Origin of the sequence: Pseudomonas sp. 273, assembly GCF_029201425.1 — a bacterium.
Taxonomy (GTDB): domain Bacteria; phylum Pseudomonadota; class Gammaproteobacteria; order Pseudomonadales; family Pseudomonadaceae; genus Pseudomonas; species Pseudomonas delhiensis.
Window position 1 is genome coordinate 6,460,188 of record NZ_CP116775.1, and the last position, 18,474, is coordinate 6,478,661.

Below are 18,474 nucleotides of genomic sequence, written 5' to 3' on the forward strand. Positions count from 1 at the left end.
CAGCTCCGCAGGTTTCAGGTGAAACCACACCCTCTCTCGGCACGGACTAGCCCCCTCTCCCTTCAGGGAGAGGGCTGGGGAGAGGGGACGAGGTCAATCCAGGGCTCCGTTGCAACCGGGAAACACCGTTCGCGAGCAAGCTCGCTCCTACAATCGCCCCCGCCCAGCAACTCACGGATTCTGCAAGAACACCACATACCCCCGGAACCACGGGCTGCGCTCCAGGTAGCCCGGCGCCTGCCACTGCCCGTACTGCGCCAGGCCGATGCGGAACGGCAGCTGCAGGCGCGCCACCCTGGGCAGGTAGCGTTCGTAGTCGGGGATGGTCCGCCGCCCCTGGTAGGTCTGCACCACCACCTCGTCCACCACGTCGCGCAGCTGGTTGATGGTCGCCGGCTCCGCGTTGCTGCTCCAGTCCAGCAGGCCGGTGATGCTCAGGCGGTACTCCAGCGGCAGGCGCCGGCGGAAGTCGCGCAGGAAGGCCACGTATTCGTCGAGGTAGCGGGTGCGTGCGTCGAAGTCGATCTGCACGCCCAGCAGCGGGTTGCCGGCGCGCTGCCAGCGGCGCAACTGGGCCAGCAGGGTCGCGTAGCTGTCCTCGCTCCAGCGCAGGCTGTGGGCGCGGTAGACCACCCAGACCTGGCCCGAGCGCAGGCGCGGCATGGCGATGCCCTGGGCGTGCAGGCGCGCCGGTTGCTCGGGGGCGCCGCGCGGGGCGCTGACCTGGCCCTGCAGCACGTAGAGGGTGCGCGCCTGGCGCAGCACCGGCTGGGCCTGGACCCCGCCCCACAGCCAGAAGGCGTCGTAGTCGGCGGCGTCGACCACCCCGGCGCTGGCCGTGGCGCCCCATAGCGCCAGCAGGCCCAGCGCCAGGCTCTTCGCGGCCAGGCCCATGGCGGCGCTACCAGTAGTACTTCAGCGATTTCGACCAGGGCGTGTCGGCGTACTGCGTCTTCAACGTGCGGAACCAGCGCTTGCGCTGCGCCGGGGCGATGTCCTGCTTACCGCAGCCGTTGTAGCCGCTGGGGGCGTAGCAGTTGATGGCGCGGTACAGCGCGTAGGCCTTGTCGTCGCTGCCGGCCTGCGCGTCGGCGATCACCTTCAGGTAGCCGTCCAGGCGCGAGTAGGGCTCGCCCTCGAACAGCGACGGGCTGCCGCCCAGTTCGCGCACGCCGGGCTGGTTGTCCAGCGGGAAGCTGTCGAGGTTGTTGCGCAGGATGAACTCGCCGAAGCAGTTCAGCGCCTGCGGCGGCTGCGGCTCCTGCTGCAAGGCCAGGGCGAGGTCGCGCAGCGCCGGGCAGTCGTAGCTGGAGCTGCCCTTGCCGCCCGGCCACTGGAACAGGCTCAGCGGCTGCCCGCCGCCGTAGACGAAGCCCAGGCTTGCGCTCAGCGGCTTGGTCGAGGGCTCGGCCGGCAGCAGCGCGAGGTCGTTGACGAAGTTGGCGTAGCGGCCGTGCAGCAGGTCCTTGTACAGCAGGGTGAAGAGCGCGGTGTCGCGCTCCTCGGCCGGCGCCGTCTCGGACTTCACCTGCTGGCGCAGCAGCTCGGGGCCGGCGATGTGGCGCAGCAGCAGCTCGCGGATGGCCGGGGTGCGCACCGGCGAGTTCTCGGCATAGACCTTCACCAGGCGGTCGCTGCGCTCGTAGTTGAAGGCCAGCGCCAGTTCCAGCTGCTCGCGCTGCAGCGGCTGGTGGGCCAGCGGCAGCAACTGCAGCCACAGCTTCTCCGCGCCCAGCCAGTCGTTGCCGGCCTCCAGGGCGAAGCCGCGCAGGGTCTGCTGGCTGAAGGCGAGGTAGTCGAGCTTCTGCGGCAGGGCCTTGGGCAGTTGTTCGGCCGCCTTGCCCGGCTGCTCCTCGACGTACAGCTGCCAGGCCGCCAGCAGGTAGTCGTGCAGCCCCGGCAGCTCGGCGAACAACGGTTTCTGCGCCTGCAGCCCGGGCAGGTCGAGGGCGCGGCCCTCGCCGGCCTCATGGTGACGCATCTGCATCAGGTCGAGCACCGCCAGCAGGCGCGGGTTCTTGACCTCCGCCGGGTGCGCACTGACCAGCAGCTTGTTGTCCACCTCGGCGATCAGCTGGGCCTGGTCGGCGTTGCCCTGGGCCGCCTCCGGCTGGGCGAACAGCCAGGCGTATTCCGCGGCCAGGCGCCCGGGGTCGTTCATCAGCCAGTACACGCGGCGCATCAGGCCCTTGGCCGAAGTGGCATAGCGGCCCTGTGGATAAGCCTGCAGGTAGGCCTTGAAGTCGCTTTCGGCGACCTTGAGCGCGGCCTGGTCGACCTTGCGCAGGTCGGGGTAGCCCATGTCGTCGAAGGCGTTCTGCTGCGCCTGGTTGAGCTGGCTGCGGCCGAGCATGTAGCGCGCCGTCTCGCGCAGCCAGGGCAGGCGGCTGTCGCGCAGGGCCTGGAAGCTCTTGCGCGCGGCCGGGAAGTGGCCGCTGTAGAAGGCGGCGATGCCCTGCAGGTAGCCGGCGAACTCGCGCCCGCCGGGGGAGTCCACGTCGCCGGGGAACAGGCCGGCGAGCTGCGCCTCGTCCCACTGGCAGCCCTGCAGCAGGGCCAGGCGCGCCCGCGCCAGACTCTGCCGCTCGGCCGGCGGCAGGTCGGCGGCGAGCAGCTGGGCGAGGAAGTCCTGGGCGGTGGCCGGGTTGTTGCTGCGGCAGCGGCTTCCCTCGCCGCTGGCGAAGCGCTCGCCCTCGGCCGGCACCGCGTCCGCCGGCAGGCCGATGCGCACCGCCAGCTCCGCCAGGGGCGCCGCCGGCTTGGCGTCGGCAGCCGTCGCGGCCTCCGGGGCCAGGGGCTCGTCGAACAGGCGCGTCAGCGGGAAGGGCACCAGGCCGTAGCCCAGCTGCTGCTCGTCATCGGACAGCGCCTTGACCGGCAGGCTGGCACGCCCGGCGTCGGCCAGCAGCAGTTGCAGGTTGACCCGGCTGTCATTGCCGGGGCTCAGGAACGGCAGGCTGTTGCACACGTCCAGGGTGTCGCGCTTGAGGTTCCAGCTCGGGTAGCAGGAATCGTCGCTGCTGGCGTAGGCCTGCTGCGCGGCAAGCACGCCGAAGGTGAGGGCCAGGAGGGGGAGTCCACGCGGGCGCATGCAAGGTCCTTGTCCGTTGGGGCCCGCGCCTTGGCGCGGGAGATTCGCTCATTGGGCAGGAATCTTACCTCGGCGCACCGGCACTTGCCGCATTCACACAGGCGTCGAAGGAAAAACCTGATGGCGCGCTGCGGCAGATTGTCCAGCTGCGCCGCTATTTGCTTCCGCGCAAAGAAGGTTTTCGCCCAAGGGAGTTCCCTGTGGACAACGAAATCTCGTCCATTAGGAGATGTACCCATGCCTGACCTGGAAAAAATGCCCTTCTCGCGCCGCAGCCTGCTCGCCGGAGCCGTCGCGCTCGGCGTCGCCGGTTCGGTCCTCGGCAGCGGTCTGGCCTTCGCCAAGGAGTCGGCGCCGCTGCAGACCGGGCCGGCGCCGGACCTGTCGAAGCTGGCCAGGAGCAAGGTCGAGCTGCTCGTCCCGCCGTTCGTCCATGCCCACGAACAGCGCACCAGCAGCAAGCCGCGGGTGGTGGAGTTCCGCATGGTCATCGAGGAGAAGGACCTGATCATCGATGACGACGACACCCACATCCACGCCATGACCTTCAATGGCTCGGTGCCCGGGCCGCTGATGGTGGTGCACCAGGACGACTACGTCGAGCTCACCCTGGTCAACCCGGCCAGCAACACCATGGCCCACAACATCGACTTCCACGCCGCCACCGGCGCCCTGGGCGGCGGCTCGCTGACCGTGGTCAACCCCGGCGAGCAGGTCAAGCTGCGCTTCAAGGCCACCCGCCCCGGCGTGTTCGTCTACCACTGCGCGCCCGGCGGGATGATGATCCCCTGGCACGTGGTCTCCGGCATGAACGGCGCGATCATGGTGCTGCCGCGCGACGGCCTGAAGGACCGCGAAGGCCGGCCGCTGAAGTACGACAAGGTGTTCTACGTCGGCGAGCAGGACTTCTACGTCCCGCGCGACAAGGACGGCAAGTTCAAGCGCTACGCCAGCCCCACCGAGAGCTTCAACGACACCCTGCAGACCATGAAGGGGCTGATCCCCAGCCACGTGGTGTTCAACGGCCGGGTCGGCGCACTGACCGGCAAGAACGCCCTGACCTCCAAGGTCGGCGAGACCGTGCTGATCGTCCATTCCCAGGCCAACCGCGACACCCGCCCGCACCTGATCGGCGGCCACGGCGACCACGTCTGGGCCACCGGCAAGTTCGGCAACCCGCCGGAGGAAGGCCTGGAGACCTGGTTCATCCCCGGCGGCGCCGCTGGCGCTGCATTGTACACCTTCCGCCAGCCGGGCCTGTACGCCTACCTCAACCACAACCTGATCGAAGGCGTGGCCCTGGGCGCCACCGCGCACTTCCAGGTCGAGGGGCAGTGGGATTCCGACCTGATGAGCCAGGTCGAACCGCCCTCCCCCATCAAGTGACGCCACCGGCCGGCCCGCGAGGGCCGGCCCCGCCACGAGGGAACGCCCATGCGCAAGGCGCTGACCATCGCCCTTCCGCTGCTGCTGGTGGCCATTGCCCTGGGCGCATGGCTGCCGCGCACCGACCCGAGCCTGGCGCCGGAGACCGTCAGCCTGACACCACGGGAATACCGCTTCCGCCCCGCCGGCGACTACTGGCGCGACGCCCGCCCGGTGGATGCGCCGCTGCGTAGCGAACGCCTGGCGCCACGCTTCGCGGTGATGAAATACCAGGTCAGCCAGGTCGAATACGCCCGCTGCGTGGACGCCGGCGCCTGCCTGGCGCTGGAGGGCCAGGCCGCCGCCCCCGGCGAAGACCTACCGCTCACCGGCGCCAGCCTGCTGGATGCGCAGCGCTATGCCGACTGGCTGTCAAAGCGCACCGGCCAGCGCTGGCGCCTGCCCAGCGACGCCGAATGGGCATTCTTCGCCGGCTCGCGCTGGGCCGACGACGCCCTGCGCATCGACGACGACGGCCGCAACCCGGCGCGCCGCTGGCTGGCGCGCTACCGCTTCGAGGCCGCGGCGGCCCGCGAAGGCCCGGCCCGGGCGCAGCCGCGCGGCAGCCACGGCCTCAACGAACTGGGGGTGGCGGACCTTGCGGGCAACGTCTGGGAATGGACGCAGAGCTGCCACACGCGGGTCAGCCTGGATGCCGGCGGCACGGAAAAGACCCGCGTCGAGGCCTGCTCGATCCGCATCGCCGAGGGCCGCCACCGCGCCGCCATCAACGAATTCGTCCGCGACGCCCGCGGCGGCGGCTGCAGCGCCGGGCAGCCGCCGGACAACCTGGGGTTCCGCCTGGTCAGAGAGCTGCCTTGACTTGATCCCACTCAAGTTTCGCCACAGCGCGATGCAGGTATGCTGCGGCGGGCCCCAGGGAATCCTGACCGTGAGCGACAAGCCACCGATCAACCGCGCCTGGCTGGCGAACCTGCCGCCGTTCGCCAACTGCACCCGCGAGGAACAGGACGACATCCTTCGCCCGGCCAGCGTGCTGCCGCTGCACTGCGGCGCCACTGTGTTCGAGCAGGGCGAACCGGCCGAGGCCTTCTACCTGCTGGTCCACGGCCGCCTCAAGGCCACCCAGGTGACCTGCGACGGCCAGCGCGTGCTGGTGCGCCTGGTCAACCCCGGCGACCTGTTCGGCTTCGTCCGCGCCCTGGGCCGCGAGGACTACCCCGCCACCGCCAGCGCCACCCAGGAAAGCCTGGCCCTGGCCTGGCCGACCGCGCTGTGGGAGCCGCTGCTGGCGCGCCACCCCGGCTTCGCCCTGAACACCGTGCAGGCCATTGGCGTGCGCCTGCAGGAAGCCCACGTGCGCTTCTGCGAGCTGGCCACCGAGGAGGTCGAGCGCCGCGTCGCCCACGCCGTACTGCGCCTGGTGCGCAACAGCGGCCGCGCGGAATCCGAGGGCGTGCGCATCGATTTTCCCGTCAGCCGCCAGGACATCGCCGAGATGACCGGCACCACCCTGCACACCGTCTCGCGCATCCTCAGCGCCTGGGAAGGGCGCGGCCTGGTGCGCGGCGGCCGGCAGAAGCTGCTGGTGCGCAACCCGCAGCAGCTGCTGCACATCGCCGAGGGCGACGACGAGCGGGAACCCGCGCACTGCGACGCTTGACCGCAATCAAGGAGCCCGGGGCCGCGCCCTTCCTAGACTGGCGCCAGCCCCCACACCGACTCCCGAGGCCGCCGCCATGCACGACAACCTGACCGAACGCACCCTCAGCGACCTGGCCTGCAGCCTGCCCGGCAGCACCAGCCTGCTGCGCGACTACAAGCTGGACTTCTGCTGCGCCGGCCAGCGCAGCCTGCGCGAGGCCGCCAGCGAACTGGGCCTGGACGCCGAACGCATCGCCAGCGAACTGCGCGCCCTGCGCCCGGCCAGCGAAGAGCGCGACTGGCGCCAGGCGAGCAACACCGAGCTGATCGAACACATCCTCGAACGCTACCACCAGCGCCATCGCCAGCAGTTCCCCGCGCTGCTGCCGCTGGCCCAGCGCGTGGAACGCACCCACGCCGCGCACCCGCACTGCCCCCACGGCCTGGTGGCGCTGCTGGAGCAGATGCAGGAAGAACTCGAGTCGCACATGTGCAAGGAAGAGAACATCCTGTTCCCCTGGCTGAGCCAGGGCGTGCCGCTGCTGCACGTGCAGGGGCCGATCGGGGTGATGCGCCACGAGCACGACGAACACGCCCAGAGCCTGGCCGCGCTGGCCGAGCTGACCGACGACCTGACCGCCCCGGCCAACGCCTGCACCAGCTGGCGCGCGCTCTACGCCGGGCTGGAGGAGCTGCGCCGCGACCTGATGCAGCACATCCACCTGGAGAACAACCTGCTGTTCATCGGCGCCAACCGCCCGCAATGACCGCCCATCGGCCGGAGCCCGACGTGACAGCATGCCTCACCCACCAAGCCGGGCATGGCGAGCATACTGACCGGATACCCACGGTTCAGGAAGGCTCCGCCATGCAGTCCCAGCGCGTCCACCAGCAGATCCTGCGCGGCCACCACCTGTTCGATGCCCTCGAAGAGGCGCAGCTGGAACAGTTGCTCGCCACCTGCCAGCTGCTCAACCTCGACAAGGGCGACAAGCTGTTCCACCAGGGCGAGCCGGCCCATGCCTTCTTCTTCGTGATATCCGGCGCGGTGAAGATCTTCCGCCTGACCCCGGAGGGCCAGGAGAAGGTCCTGGAAGTGGTGGTCGGCCGGCAGACCTTCGCCGAGGCCATGATGTTCATGGACACCCCGGACTACGTCGCCTCGGCCCAGGCGCTGGAGCCGACGCAGGTCTACCGCTTCGCCAACCGCACCTACCTGGAGCTGCTGCACAGCAACCCGCAGCTGCCCTTCGCCCTGCTCGGCACCTTGTGCATCCGCCTGCATAGGCGGATCAACGAGATCGAGACGCTGTCGCTGAAGAACTCCACCCACCGGGTGGTGCGCTACCTGCTGACGCTGCTCAACCGCCACGGCGACGCCGACCTGCGCTTCGAGCTGCCGATGGCCAAGCAACTGGTGGCCGGGCACCTGTCGATCCAGCCGGAAACCTTCTCCCGCGTGCTGCGCCGGCTGATCGACGAACGCATCATCGACCTGCAGGGCCGCACCGTCCAGGTCCTGGCCCCGCTGCGCCTGGAGCAGTTCGAGTAGGCATGCGCCAGTGCCTGTACTGCCAGCAGCCCAGCGCCGACGACCAGGCCGACTGCCCGCACTGCGGCATGCCGCTGCCGGTCGAACAGGCCCTGGCTAGGCAGAGGCGCCTGCGCCGGTTCAAGCTGTTCTGCATGGCCCTCGCCCTGTTCTGCCTGGCGATGGCGCTCTGGTTGCCGCGCTGACAGGCACCTGCGGCGGATAACCGCGAACGGTTATTCGCCCTACGCTCGATGAATGCCCCCCTTGTAGGAGCGGGCCCTGCCCGCGATTTCGCGCGCAGGGCGCGCTCCTACAGGGGAACGGCATATGTGGGGTGGTGTAGGGCGCATAACGCCCCAAGCGTTATCCGCCGTTCCAGTGCCACGGGCTGAGCAGTCGGGAAATCCGGAGCCATCCTGATACTCCTGGCTACTCTCACCGTAGGGCGCATAACCGTTCGCGGCTATCCGCCGTTGGCCGTTCCGGCGTGGCCGGTAAATCCAGTCGCGAACGGGTCCCGCTGCGGGGGTTGGTTCGCGAGCAAGAACTAGGCGTCCCCCTCGCTCCTACGAAGAGCTGTCCACCGCGTCACTCACGGCGCCGCGTCAGCTGGCGGTAGAGCTGCGGCAGGCGCAGCGGCAGCTGGGCCGGGTCGCGCAGCATCAGGTAGCCCTGGTGGCCGAACAGGTGCGGCAGGTAGTCCGCCGCCTCGCGGTCGATGGTCAGGCAGAACGGCAGCACCCCGGCGCGCCGCGCTTCCAGCACCGCCTGGCGGGTGTCCTCGACGCCGTAGCGGCCCTCGTAGCAATCCAGGTCGTTGGGCTTGCCGTCGGTGAGGATCAGCAGCAGGCGCTGGCGTTCGCCGCGCTCGAGCAGCAGTTGCGTGGCCCGGCGGATGGCCGCGCCCATGCGCGTGTAGTAGCCCGGCCGCAGGGCGCGGATGCGACCGCGCACGGCGTCGCCATGGCGTTCCTCGAAGCTCTTCAGCTGGGTCAGGCGCACGTGGTGCCGGCGCAGCGAGGAAAAGCCGTACAGCGCGAAGCGGTCGCCCACCGCCTGCAGCGCCTCGCCGAACAGCAGCAGGCTGTCGCCGATCAGGTCGATGACGCGGTGGCGGTCGTCCAGGTGCGCGTCGGTGGACATCGACAGGTCGGCCAGCAGCAGGCAGGCCAGGTCGCGGCGGGTCTGCCGGCGTTCGAGGAACAGGCCGGTCTCGGCGCAGGCGCCCAGGCGCCGCTCGACGCTGAAGTCCAGCCAGGCCTGCAGGTCCGGCTCGCTGCCCTGGGGCTGGCGGCGCAGCCACTGCGGCTGCTGGCGCAGGCCTTCGAACTGCCGGCGCAGGCGCCGGGCGATGGGCGCGAGCGCGTCCGGCAATGGCGCCGGCGCGGCATCGCGCGGCAGCATCGGCTGCAGGCAGACGTGGTCGGGCAGCAGGCATTGGCGCCGGTAGTCCCACTCCGGCAGGCGGATGCCCTCGCCCAGCGGCAGGTCGTCGTACTCGGCCGCCGGCAGGTCGAGGTCCAGGCGCAGGCCGCCGCCCTTGCGCTGGCGTTGCCGGGACAGGCTCAGGTGGTCGAGGTCCTCGGCCACCCGCGCGGCGTCCAGGTCCTCGCTGTCGTCGCCGGCGCGGTCCAGCTCGACGTGCTCGGACCAGCTGAACAGGTTCTCCAGACGGAACAGCAGCAGGCCGCCGCGCCCCGGGTCCTGCCCGGCGCGTTCGGCGCGCTTGCGGGCGGCGCCGTTGCGCACCTCGCCCTGCGCCCTGCCCTGCTCGCCGCCGTCGACCAGTTCGGTCCGCTGCGGCGCCGCCAGCTGCTGCGGCGGGTACAACCACAGCGGCAACGGCCAGGGCGCGCGCTCGCTACGCGGCAGGCCGCTGACGCTGCCGGGCTCGCGCAACGCCTGGCGCAGCGCACGCTCCAGCGCCGCCTCGGCCGGCGGCAACTGGGCCGGGTCCGGGCGCAATGGTAGCAGCGCTTCCACCAGCCGTTCGTAGCGCGGGCGCAGCAGCGGGTAGCGCTGCAGCACGGCGAGGGTCCAGGCCTGGTTGTCGCCGGCCCAGTGCCGCAGCGGCTGGCTGTGCGCCGCGAGCAGCGCCAGCCAGCGGTAGAGTTCAAGGTTCAGGTGCGCCTCGGGGTAGACCGCGAGGCTGGCCGGCAGGCGCAGGGAGTCGGCGTCGAACCAGGCCACCGGCAACTGCTGGCAGGTGCCGGCCACCTGTTGCAACAGGCTGCGGCGCACCAGCAGCTCGCGCGCGCTGGCCGCCTCCACGCCGACGCCGGCCTCGCCGCCGGTGGCGCGGAACAGCAGCAGCAGGCTGCGCCGGACCTCGTCCAGGCTCACCGCCGCGTCCTCGAACGTCGGGCTGGCGCGGCGGGTGATGAAGCGGTGCCAGGCGCGGCCGAAGCCTTCTTCCAGCTCCAGGTGAAGGGTCATCGCGACCTCGCGAAAAAAAGGGCCCGCTGCCAGGCAGACGGGCCCCGGGGGAGGGAACTCAACCGGCCTGCTGCGCGACGCCAACCGCCAGGCGGCCGCGCTGGCGGAAGCTCAGCAGGTAGCAGACCAGCCCGGCGAAGAAGCCGACGCCGGCATACAGGCGCAGCCAGAAGAACACCTTCAACTGCTCCACCGTGGCCATGAACGGCATGGCCGCGCCGTCGGCCGGCAGCCGCTGCAGCCACACCTGCACCACGCCGGCGGCGGTCAGCATCAGGGTGATCAGCAGCATCGACACGGTCATCAACCAGAAGGCCCAGATCTCCAGGCTCTGCGCCCGGGCGTCAGGCGCCTCGCCGATCCCGCGCAGACGCGGCATGGCATAGCTGATCAGGGTGATCACGATCATCACGTAGGCGCCGTAGAAGGCCAGGTGGCCGTGGGCGGCGGTCAGCTGGGTGCCGTGGGTGTAGTAGTTCACCGGTGCCAGGGTGTGCAGGAAGCCCCACACGCCGGCGCCGAGGAAGGCGGTGACGGTGGTGCCCAGCGCCCAGAGCGCGGCGGCCTTGTTCGGGTGCTCGCGGCGACGGCGGCGCACCATGTTGAAGGCGAACAGCACCATGGCGAAGAACGGCAGCGGCTCCAGCGCCGAGAAGATCGAGCCGAGCCACAGCCAGACGCCCGGCGCGCCGATCCAGAAGTAGTGGTGGCCGGTGCCGATGATGCCGGTGATCAGGGCCATGGCGATGATCACGTAGAGCCACTTCTCCACCACCTCGCGGTCGACGCCGGTGATCTTGATCAGCACGAAGGCCAGCATCGAGCCCATGATCAGCTCCCACACGCCTTCCACCCACAGGTGCACCACCCACCACCAGTAGTACTTGTCGCGGGCCAGGTTCTCCGGGTTGTAGAAGGAGAACAGGAAGAACACCGCCAGGCCCACCAGGCCGGTCATCATCACCACGCTGACCACGGTCTTGCGGCCCTTGAGCAGCGTCATGCCGATGTTGTAGAGGAAGCCCAGGGCGACCACGACGATGCCCATCTTGGTGATGGTCGGCTGTTCGAGGAACTCCCGGCCCATGGTCGGCAGCAGCTCGTTGTGGGTCAGCCGCGCCAGGCCCGCGTAGGGCACCAGCAGGTAGCCGAGGATGGTCAGCACGCCGGCGACGGCGAACACCCAGAACAGCAGGATCGCCAGTTTCGGGCTGTGCAGCTCGCGGTCGGCCTCCTCCGGCACCAGGTAGTAGGCCGCGCCCATGAAGCCGAACAGCAGCCAGACGATCAGCAGGTTGGTGTGCACCATGCGGGCGACGTTGAAGGGGATGGCCGGGAACAGGAAGTCGCCGACCACGTACTGCATGCCCATGACCAGGCCGAAGACGATCTGCCCGACGAACAGCATCAGGGCGAACACGAAGTACGGCTTGGCCACCGCTTGCGAAGCGAATTTCAGATGGGGATTGCCCGGGTTCATGCTCAACCCTCCTTGTTCGGCGGCCATTTGTTGGTGTCGATCTTCGAGGTCCAGCGCAGGAAGGCCGCCAGGTCCGCCACCTCCTGGTCGCTGAGGTGGAACTGCGGCATCTGCCGGCGCCCGGGGATGCCCAGTGGCTGCATCTTCATCCAGGCGGCGAGGAAGCTGTCGAAGGCCGCGTCACCGCCGCGGCGGCCGATCACGTTGCCCAGCTCCGGCGCGAAGTAGGCGCCCTCGCCGAGCAGCGAATGGCAGCCGACGCAGTTGTTCTGTTCCCACACCAGCTTGCCGCGCACCACCGACTCGGTCAGCTCGGCCTGGTTGGTGCGTTTGGGGAAGGTGGTTTCGCTGTGGTAGGTCAGGGCGAGGAACACCAGGAAGAAGAAAACGCCTCCCCCAGGTAGATGTTCCTCGCCATGCCCTTGGTGAAGGTGTCTGACATGGGGTCCTCCTCGGTCTCGATTTGCGGCCATTCTAGGAAGCCCCCCGGGCCGATCCGCTTGATGGCGATCAAGAAAGACCAATGCTTCTTGTCAGGTATTTATCCCAAGGGAAATCAGTAGCTTGCGTGGACGGCCAGGAGCAGGACGGCCAGCGCCAGCGGCCAGCCCAGGAGCAGCCGGCGCCACAGCGCCGGGCCGTGGCCCAGCTCCATGAAGCGCAGCACGATGAGCCAGGCCTTGCCCAGCGCCAGCAGCAGGATGCTCGCCACCGGCAACAGCGCGCTGGCGGCGTGGTTGCCGAGCCAGATGCCGGCCAGCGCCAGCGGCACCAGCAGCGCCCAGGCCAGGGCCAGCGACCTCATGGCAGCGGCGCCAGCACGTAGACCAGCGGGAACAGCATCACCCACACCAGGTCGACCATGTGCCAGTACAGCGCCCCGGACTCCAGCCCGCCGAGGCCGCCCACGGCATAGGCGCCGCGCAGGCAGCGCAGGGCCATCCAGCCGAGGATCGCCAGGCCCAGCCAGACGTGCAGGAAGTGGAAGCCGGTGACCAGCCAGAACAGCGTGAAGAAGGTGCTGTGTTCCAGGTCCAGCCCGCGCTGCGCCAGGTGGTGGTACTCGCCGGCCTTCAACGCCACGTGCAGCAGCCCGAGCGCCAGCGCCGCCAGCAGCAGGGCCCCGGCGCGGCGCTGGTGGCCACGGCGCACCAGCTCCACCGCGGCGGCGGCGAGGAAGCCGGCGGTCAGCAGGCTCAGCGTCAGGGCCAGGCCGAGGGACAGGTCCAGCTCCGCGCGGCCGGCGCGGAAGCTCTCGGCGTCCAGGCGCTGGGCCACGGCGAAGACCAGCAGGAGAATGGCGAAGACGCTCAGCTCGGCGAGGATGAACAGCCACATCGCCAGGTCGCCCGGCAGCCGCCGGGTGCCGGCCAGGGTCTCAGGCGAAGTGGACATCGACCAGGTCCATCAGCGCGGCGACGGTGCCCTCGTCGTCGGACAGCGGCTCGGCCAGCCCGGCGCGGCACGCCTCGCGCGGCGCCAGCCCGGCGTGGATCAGCCGCGCGGTGAGCACCAGCAGGCGCGTCGAGCAGACTTCCTCCAGCTCCTGCCGCCCCAGGCGGCGCAGGGCCACGCCCAGCTGCGCCAGGCGCTGGGCCAGCTCGCGGTCGACGTTGGCCTCGCGGGCGATGATACCCGCCTCCACCTCCGCCGCCGGGTAGTCGAAGCGCAGCGCCACGAAGCGCTGGCGGGTGCTGGGCTTCATGCCCTTGAGCAGGTTCTGGTAGCCGGGGTTGTAGGACACCACCAGCATGAAGCCGGGCGGCGCCACCAGCGATTCGCCGGTGCGCTCGATGAACAGCTCGCGGCGGTCGTCAGCCAGCGGGTGCAGCACCACCACCGTGTCCTGGCGCGCCTCGACCACCTCGTCGAGGTAGCAGATGCCGCCCTCGCGCACCGCGCGGGTCAGCGGGCCGTCCTGCCACCAGGTGCCGTCGCTGCCGATCAGGTGGCGGCCGACCAGGTCCGCCGCCGACAGGTCGTCGTGGCAGGCCACGGTGTACAGCGGCCGGCCCAGGCGCTGCGCCATGTGCTGGACGAAGCGCGTCTTGCCGCAGCCGGTGGGGCCCTTGATCAGCACCGGCATGCCTTGCGCCGCGGCTTCGCCGAACAGCGTCACCTCGTTGCCACTGGGCTGGTAGAAGAGCGGAAGTTCCTGGGCGGGGGCGTTCATGGGCGGGGTTCTCCATCGGGTTCCACGGCTTGGCACGCTAGCCAGCGCGACGATCCGCCTCAAGCGCCGCGCCGGCAGTTCTTGATTCCCATCAAGCGTTTGCGCCATGGGCCCCTCCTAGAATCGCAGCCATCGCCGGGGGACGCCGGCACCTGGATCCGGCGCTGCGGCGCCAAGCCTGCGAGGAAAGAGAACCATGAACAAAGCAATGGCCGCACTGCTGGCCGCCGGGTTGCTGGCACAGGCGCCAGCCTTCGCCAGCAGCGCCGAGGACCTGTTCAAGGCCAAGGCCTGCGTGGCCTGCCACACGCTGGACAAGAAACTGGTGGGTCCGGCCTTCCATGACGTGGCGAAGAAGTACGGCGACCAGTCCGACGGCGTGGCCCACGTGATGCACAGCATCCGCAAGGGCAGCCAGGGCGTCTGGGGCGCGATGCCGATGCCGCCCAACCCGGTCAGCGAAGAGGAGGCCAAGACCCTTGCCGAGTGGATAGTCACGCTCAAATGATCCACTGCTGAGGAGAACAGATCCGATGGCCGCCGCGCAGGACGCCCACTGGAACACGGGGCCCGACACCGTCCGGTACTGCGTCGGCGGCCTGCGCCTGCTGCTGGGCTGGCTGCTGCTACTGGTCGGCCTGGCCGCCCAGGGCGCCGAGCTCAGCGACCTGGAACGCACCCGCATCACCCAGGTATTCCCCGGCGTCGAGCGCATCGGCGAGGCCGAGGGCGAGTTCGGCGTGCGCCGCCTGTTCAAGGGCGACGAGCTGCTCGGCTATGCCTTCCAGAGCATCCGCGTCACCCAGATGCCGGCCTATTCCGGCAAGCCGATCAACCTGCAGGTGATCCTCGATCCCCATGCGGTGATCCGCGACGCCTATGTGCTCGAACACCACGAGCCGATCCTGCTGATCGGCATTCCCGTAGAAAAACTGCATGCCTTCACCGCCGGCTATGCCGGCGTGCGGGCCGACCAGCGCGTGGTGGTGGGGCGCTCCAGCGACAAGCAGACCACCACCATCGATGCCGTCGCCGGCGCCACTGTCACGGTCATGGTGGTCAACGAGATCGTCATGCGCGCCGCCCACACCGTGGCGGTGTCCCTGGGGCTGATCGAGGACGGCGGCAGCGTGCGGCCCAAGCCTGCGCAGGTGCGCCTGGACGCGTTCCAGCCGGCGACCTGGACCGAGCTGACCGGCAGCGGCGCGATCCGCCGCCTGCAGCTGAACCGCGGGCAGATCGACGACGCCTTCAAGGGCACCGAGGCCGCCAACGTCGGCGCGGCCGATGCGGCGCACCGGGCGGACGACTTCATCGACCTCTACACCGCCCTGCTCAACCCGCCGAGCATAGGCCGCAACCTGCTGGGCGAGCGCCAGTACCACGAGCTGATGGACTCGCTGAAGACCGGCGAATACGCCATCGCCGTACTGGGCAACGGCCAGTATTCGTTCAAGGGCTCGGGCTACGTGCGCGGCGGCATCTTCGACCGGGTGCAGCTGCGCCAGTTCGGCGACATCCTCAGCTTCCGCGACCTCGACTACCAGCGCCTGTCCGACGTCTACGCCGAGGGCATGCCGGCCTTCGCCGAGATGGCCATCTTCATCGTCCGCGCCCAGCACCGCTTCGACCCCGGCACGCCGTGGAACCTGGAGCTGCTGGTGCGCCGCCAGACCGGCCCGGTGGCCAGCCTGTTCACCAGCTTCGCCCTGCCCTACCAGACGCCCGAGGCCTACCTGCTGCGGCCGCAGCCGACGGCCGAGGAGCTGGCGGCCCTGGAAGAGGCCAAGCGCCCCATGTGGCTGCGCATCTGGTACCAGAAGAGCTTCCAGATCGGCGTGCTGCTCGGCGCCCTGGCGCTGCTCGCCACCATCCTCTTCCTGCAGGACGCCCTCACCCGCCGGCCGCACCTGCTGCACTGGGTGCGCCGCGGCTACCTGGCGTTCACCCTGGTGTTCGTCGGCTGGTACTGCCTGGGCCAGCTGTCGGTGGTCAACGTGCTCACCTTCGTCCACGCGCTGTTCGAAGGCTTCCGCTGGGAGCTGTTCCTCAGCGACCCCATCCTGTTCATCCTCTGGACCTTCACCGCCGCCAGCGTGCTGCTCTGGGGACGCGGCGTGTTCTGCGGCTGGCTGTGCCCGTTCGGCGCCCTGCAGGAGCTGCTCAACGAGGCCGCGCGCAAGCTGCGGGTGCCGCAGTTCGAGCTGCCCTTCGCGGTCCATGAGCGGCTCTGGGCGCTCAAGTACATCATCCTGCTGGCGCTGTTCGGCCTCTCCCTCGAATCGCTCGCCACCGCCGAGCGCGCCGCCGAGGTGGAGCCGTTCAAGACCGCCATCACCCTGGGCTTCGCCCGCCAGTGGGGCTTCGTCGCCTACGCCGCCGGCCTGCTGCTGGTCAACCTGTTCACCCGCAAGGTCTATTGCCGCTACCTCTGCCCGCTCGGCGCGGCCCTGGCCATCCCCGGCAAGGCGCGCCTGTTCGACTGGCTCAAGCGGCGCAAGGAATGCGGCCAACCCTGCCAGCTGTGCGCCCGCGAATGCGAGATCCAGGCCATCCACCCGGACGGCCGGATCAACGCCAACGAGTGTCACTACTGCCTCGACTGCCAACTCACCTACCACGACGAAAACAAGTGCCCGCCGCTGGTGAACAAGCGCAAGAAACGTAGCAAGCAGGCACCGGCGGACGACGGCGAGCGGATCGCCGTGCGCCAACTCTGAATAGCAACTTGGGAGGATCGGACATGAACGAGAAGAAACACCCGCAACCCGAAGACGCCAGCGGCTTCAGCCGCCGTGACTTCCTCGGCGCCTCGGCGGTCACCGGCGCCGCGGCGCTGGTCGGCGCCAGCGCCCTGGGCAGCGCGGTGATCCCGCGCGAGGCCTGGGCCGACACGGTCAAGGCGGCGCAGGCCAAGGCCCACGTCGGCCCCGGCGAGCTGGACGAGTACTACGGCTTCTGGAGCGGCGGCCACTCCGGCGAGGTGCGGGTGCTGGGCATCCCCTCGATGCGCGAGCTGATGCGCATCCCGGTGTTCAACGTCGACTCGGCCACCGGCTGGGGCCTGACCAACGAGAGCAAGCACATCCTCGGCGACAGCGCGCGCTTCCACAACGGCGACTGCCACCACCCGCACATCTCGATGACCGACGGCAAGTACGACGGCAAGTACCTGTTCATCAACGACAAGGCCAACAGCCGCGTCGCGCGCATCCGCCTGGACATCATGAAGTGCGACAAGATCGTCACCGTCCCCAACGTCCAGGCCATCCACGGCCTGCGCCTGCAGAAGGTGCCGCACACCAGGTACGTGTTCTGCAACGCCGAATTCATCATTCCCCACCCCAACGACGGCTCCAGCTTCGACCCCGGCGCGGACAACGCCTTCACCATGTACAACGCCATCGACGCCGAGACCATGGAAGTGGCCTGGCAGGTGATCGTCGACGGCAACCTGGACAACACCGACATGGACTACACCGGCCGCTTCGCCGCCTCCACCTGCTACAACTCGGAGAAGGCGGTGGACCTGGCCGGCATGATGCGCAACGAGCGCGACTGGGTGGTGGTGTTCGACATCCCGCGCATCGAGGCCGAGATCAAGGCCAAGCGCTTCGTCACCCTGGGCGACTCCAAGGTCCCGGTGGTCGACGGCCGCCGCAAGGACGGCAAGGACAGCGCGGTGACCCGCTACATCCCTGTGCCGAAGAACCCCCACGGCCTGAACACCTCGCCGGACGGCAAGTACTTCATCGCCAACGGCAAGCTGTCGCCGACCTGCAGCATGATCGCCATCGACAAGCTGCCGGACCTCTTCGCCGGCAAGCTCAAGGACCCGCGCGAGGTCGTAGTCGCCGAACCGGAACTGGGCCTGGGCCCGCTGCACACCACCTTCGACGGCCGCGGCAACGCCTACACCACGCTGTTCATCGACAGCCAGCTGGTGAAGTGGAACCTGGAGGACGCAGTGCGCGCCTACAAGGGCGAGAAGGTCGACTACATCCGCCAGAAGCTCGACGTGCACTACCAGCCGGGGCACAACCACGCCTCGCTCTGCGAGACCCGCGAAGCCGACGGCAAGTGGGTGGTGGTGCTGAGCAAGTTCTCCAAGGACCGCTTCCTGCTCACCGGCCCGCTGCACCCGGAGAACGACCAGTTGATCGACATCTCCGGCGACGAGATGCAGCTGGTCCACGACGGCCCCACCTTCGCCGAGCCGCACGACTGCATCATGGCCCGCCGCGACCAGATCAAGCCGCGCAAGATCTGGTCGCGCGACGACCCCTTCTTCGCCCCGACCGTGGCCCGGGCGAAGAAGGACGGCATCGACCTGCTCAAGGACAACAAGGTCATCCGCGACGGCAAGCAGGTGCGCGTGTACATGACCTCCATGGCGCCCACCTACGGGATCACCGAGTTCACCGTGAAGCAAGGCGACGAGGTCACGGTGACCATCACCAACCTCGACGAGATCGAGGACGTGACCCACGGCTTCGCCATGGTCAACCACGGCGTGAACATGGAGATCAGCCCGCAGCAGACCTCGTCCATCACCTTCGTCGCCGACCGGCCCGGGGTGCACTGGTACTACTGCAGCTGGTTCTGCCATGCCCTGCACATGGAAATGGTCGGCCGCATGCTGGTGGAAAAGGCCTGATACGGGCCGCGGGCGCTGCCGGGCCCGGGGGCCCGGCAGCGCCACCTGCGAACGCCCCCGGAGGATGCTTCCG

16 protein-coding genes and 1 pseudogene are annotated in these 18,474 nt (G+C 69.5%); 9 read left to right on the plus strand and 8 right to left on the minus strand.

The window, feature by feature from the left end; genetic code table 11:
• Positions 1–171 precede the first annotated feature (171 nt).
• Both PKO50_RS29620 and PKO50_RS29625 read right to left on the minus strand, forming a co-directional pair.
• Positions 172–894: a DUF3142 domain-containing protein gene (locus PKO50_RS29620; RefSeq protein WP_275628011.1), complete on the minus strand. Its 723-nt coding sequence runs from the start codon at positions 892–894 to the stop codon at positions 172–174.
• 7 nt (positions 895–901) lie between these two features.
• Positions 902–3,091, minus strand: coding sequence for an outer membrane assembly lipoprotein YfiO (locus PKO50_RS29625; protein WP_275628012.1), 2,190 nt, complete (start codon positions 3,089–3,091; stop codon positions 902–904).
• A gap of 237 nt (positions 3,092–3,328) precedes the next feature.
• Between PKO50_RS29625 and nirK the strand changes: the two genes are divergently transcribed.
• The 6 genes from nirK (at position 3,329) to PKO50_RS29655 (ending at position 7,858) form a co-directional block, all read left to right on the plus strand.
• Positions 3,329–4,477: a copper-containing nitrite reductase gene (nirK, locus tag PKO50_RS29630; protein WP_275628013.1), complete on the plus strand. Its 1,149-nt coding sequence runs from the start codon at positions 3,329–3,331 to the stop codon at positions 4,475–4,477.
• Positions 4,478–4,525: 48 nt separating this feature from the next.
• On the plus strand, positions 4,526–5,338 hold the full coding sequence (locus PKO50_RS29635) for an SUMF1/EgtB/PvdO family nonheme iron enzyme (protein ID WP_275628014.1): 813 nt from the start codon (positions 4,526–4,528) through the stop codon (positions 5,336–5,338).
• Between the two features lie 70 nt (positions 5,339–5,408).
• On the plus strand, positions 5,409–6,140 hold the full coding sequence (locus tag PKO50_RS29640) for a Crp/Fnr family transcriptional regulator (protein WP_244160984.1): 732 nt from the start codon (positions 5,409–5,411) through the stop codon (positions 6,138–6,140).
• A gap of 76 nt (positions 6,141–6,216) precedes the next feature.
• Positions 6,217–6,888 (plus strand): iron-sulfur cluster repair protein YtfE, encoded by a 672-nt coding sequence (ytfE, locus tag PKO50_RS29645; protein ID WP_109933897.1) that lies wholly within the window; start codon positions 6,217–6,219, stop codon positions 6,886–6,888.
• Between the two features lie 101 nt (positions 6,889–6,989).
• Entirely contained in the window at positions 6,990–7,673 is a 684-nt protein-coding gene (locus PKO50_RS29650) for a Crp/Fnr family transcriptional regulator (protein WP_109933898.1), read from the plus strand.
• Between the two features lie 2 nt (positions 7,674–7,675).
• Positions 7,676–7,858, plus strand: a complete 183-nt coding sequence (locus tag PKO50_RS29655; protein WP_275628015.1) for a protein DnrP — start codon at positions 7,676–7,678, stop codon at positions 7,856–7,858.
• A 385-nt stretch (positions 7,859–8,243) separates the two neighbouring features.
• On the opposite strand, the gene PKO50_RS29660 is transcribed toward PKO50_RS29655, so the two are convergent.
• From PKO50_RS29660 to PKO50_RS29685, 6 genes and pseudogenes are all read right to left on the minus strand, one after another.
• On the minus strand, positions 8,244–10,091 hold the full coding sequence (locus tag PKO50_RS29660; protein ID WP_109933900.1) for a VWA domain-containing protein: 1,848 nt from the start codon (positions 10,089–10,091) through the stop codon (positions 8,244–8,246).
• Between the two features lie 58 nt (positions 10,092–10,149).
• Entirely contained in the window at positions 10,150–11,571 is a 1,422-nt protein-coding gene (locus PKO50_RS29665) for a cbb3-type cytochrome c oxidase subunit I (protein ID WP_275628016.1), read from the minus strand.
• A gap of 2 nt (positions 11,572–11,573) precedes the next feature.
• Positions 11,574–12,013, minus strand: a pseudogene (locus tag PKO50_RS29670) (cytochrome c).
• Between the two features lie 114 nt (positions 12,014–12,127).
• On the minus strand, positions 12,128–12,376 hold the full coding sequence (locus tag PKO50_RS29675; protein ID WP_009614890.1) for a cytochrome C oxidase subunit IV family protein: 249 nt from the start codon (positions 12,374–12,376) through the stop codon (positions 12,128–12,130).
• Entirely contained in the window at positions 12,373–12,966 is a 594-nt protein-coding gene (locus PKO50_RS29680; protein WP_275628017.1) for a cytochrome c oxidase subunit 3, read from the minus strand. Before PKO50_RS29680 ends, PKO50_RS29675 begins: the two co-directional genes overlap by 4 nt.
• Positions 12,950–13,744, minus strand: coding sequence for a CbbQ/NirQ/NorQ/GpvN family protein (locus tag PKO50_RS29685; RefSeq protein WP_009614887.1), 795 nt, complete (start codon positions 13,742–13,744; stop codon positions 12,950–12,952). The genes PKO50_RS29680 and PKO50_RS29685 overlap by 17 nt, the downstream gene beginning before the upstream one ends.
• A 196-nt stretch (positions 13,745–13,940) precedes the next feature.
• On the opposite strand from PKO50_RS29685, the gene PKO50_RS29690 reads away from it, so the two are divergent.
• The 3 genes from PKO50_RS29690 (at position 13,941) to nosZ (ending at position 18,401) form a co-directional block, all read left to right on the plus strand.
• Positions 13,941–14,252, plus strand: coding sequence for a c-type cytochrome (locus tag PKO50_RS29690; RefSeq protein ID WP_089393946.1), 312 nt, complete (start codon positions 13,941–13,943; stop codon positions 14,250–14,252).
• 112 nt (positions 14,253–14,364) lie between these two features.
• On the plus strand, positions 14,365–16,464 hold the full coding sequence (locus PKO50_RS29695; protein ID WP_275630545.1) for a NosR/NirI family protein: 2,100 nt from the start codon (positions 14,365–14,367) through the stop codon (positions 16,462–16,464).
• A gap of 23 nt (positions 16,465–16,487) precedes the next feature.
• On the plus strand, positions 16,488–18,401 hold the full coding sequence (nosZ, locus tag PKO50_RS29700) for a TAT-dependent nitrous-oxide reductase (protein ID WP_275628018.1): 1,914 nt from the start codon (positions 16,488–16,490) through the stop codon (positions 18,399–18,401).
• Positions 18,402–18,474: the final 73 nt, after the last annotated feature.

Coding starts and splice junctions, on each gene's coding strand:
- PKO50_RS29660 (WP_109933900.1), bottom strand. CDS start 10,091: ATGACCCTTCACCTGGAGCTGGAAGAAGGCTTCGGCCGCGCCTGGCAC.
- PKO50_RS29685 (WP_009614887.1), bottom strand. CDS start 13,744: ATGAACGCCCCCGCCCAGGAACTTCCGCTCTTCTACCAGCCCAGTGGC.
- ytfE (WP_109933897.1), top strand. CDS start 6,217: ATGCACGACAACCTGACCGAACGCACCCTCAGCGACCTGGCCTGCAGC.
- PKO50_RS29635 (WP_275628014.1), top strand. CDS start 4,526: ATGCGCAAGGCGCTGACCATCGCCCTTCCGCTGCTGCTGGTGGCCATT.
- PKO50_RS29620 (WP_275628011.1), bottom strand. CDS start 894: ATGGGCCTGGCCGCGAAGAGCCTGGCGCTGGGCCTGCTGGCGCTATGG.
- PKO50_RS29680 (WP_275628017.1), bottom strand. CDS start 12,966: ATGTCCACTTCGCCTGAGACCCTGGCCGGCACCCGGCGGCTGCCGGGC.
- PKO50_RS29625 (WP_275628012.1), bottom strand. CDS start 3,091: ATGCGCCCGCGTGGACTCCCCCTCCTGGCCCTCACCTTCGGCGTGCTT.
- PKO50_RS29675 (WP_009614890.1), bottom strand. CDS start 12,376: ATGAGGTCGCTGGCCCTGGCCTGGGCGCTGCTGGTGCCGCTGGCGCTG.
- PKO50_RS29665 (WP_275628016.1), bottom strand. CDS start 11,571: ATGAACCCGGGCAATCCCCATCTGAAATTCGCTTCGCAAGCGGTGGCC.
- PKO50_RS29650 (WP_109933898.1), top strand. CDS start 6,990: ATGCAGTCCCAGCGCGTCCACCAGCAGATCCTGCGCGGCCACCACCTG.
- PKO50_RS29690 (WP_089393946.1), top strand. CDS start 13,941: ATGAACAAAGCAATGGCCGCACTGCTGGCCGCCGGGTTGCTGGCACAG.
- nosZ (WP_275628018.1), top strand. CDS start 16,488: ATGAACGAGAAGAAACACCCGCAACCCGAAGACGCCAGCGGCTTCAGC.
- PKO50_RS29655 (WP_275628015.1), top strand. CDS start 7,676: ATGCGCCAGTGCCTGTACTGCCAGCAGCCCAGCGCCGACGACCAGGCC.
- nirK (WP_275628013.1), top strand. CDS start 3,329: ATGCCTGACCTGGAAAAAATGCCCTTCTCGCGCCGCAGCCTGCTCGCC.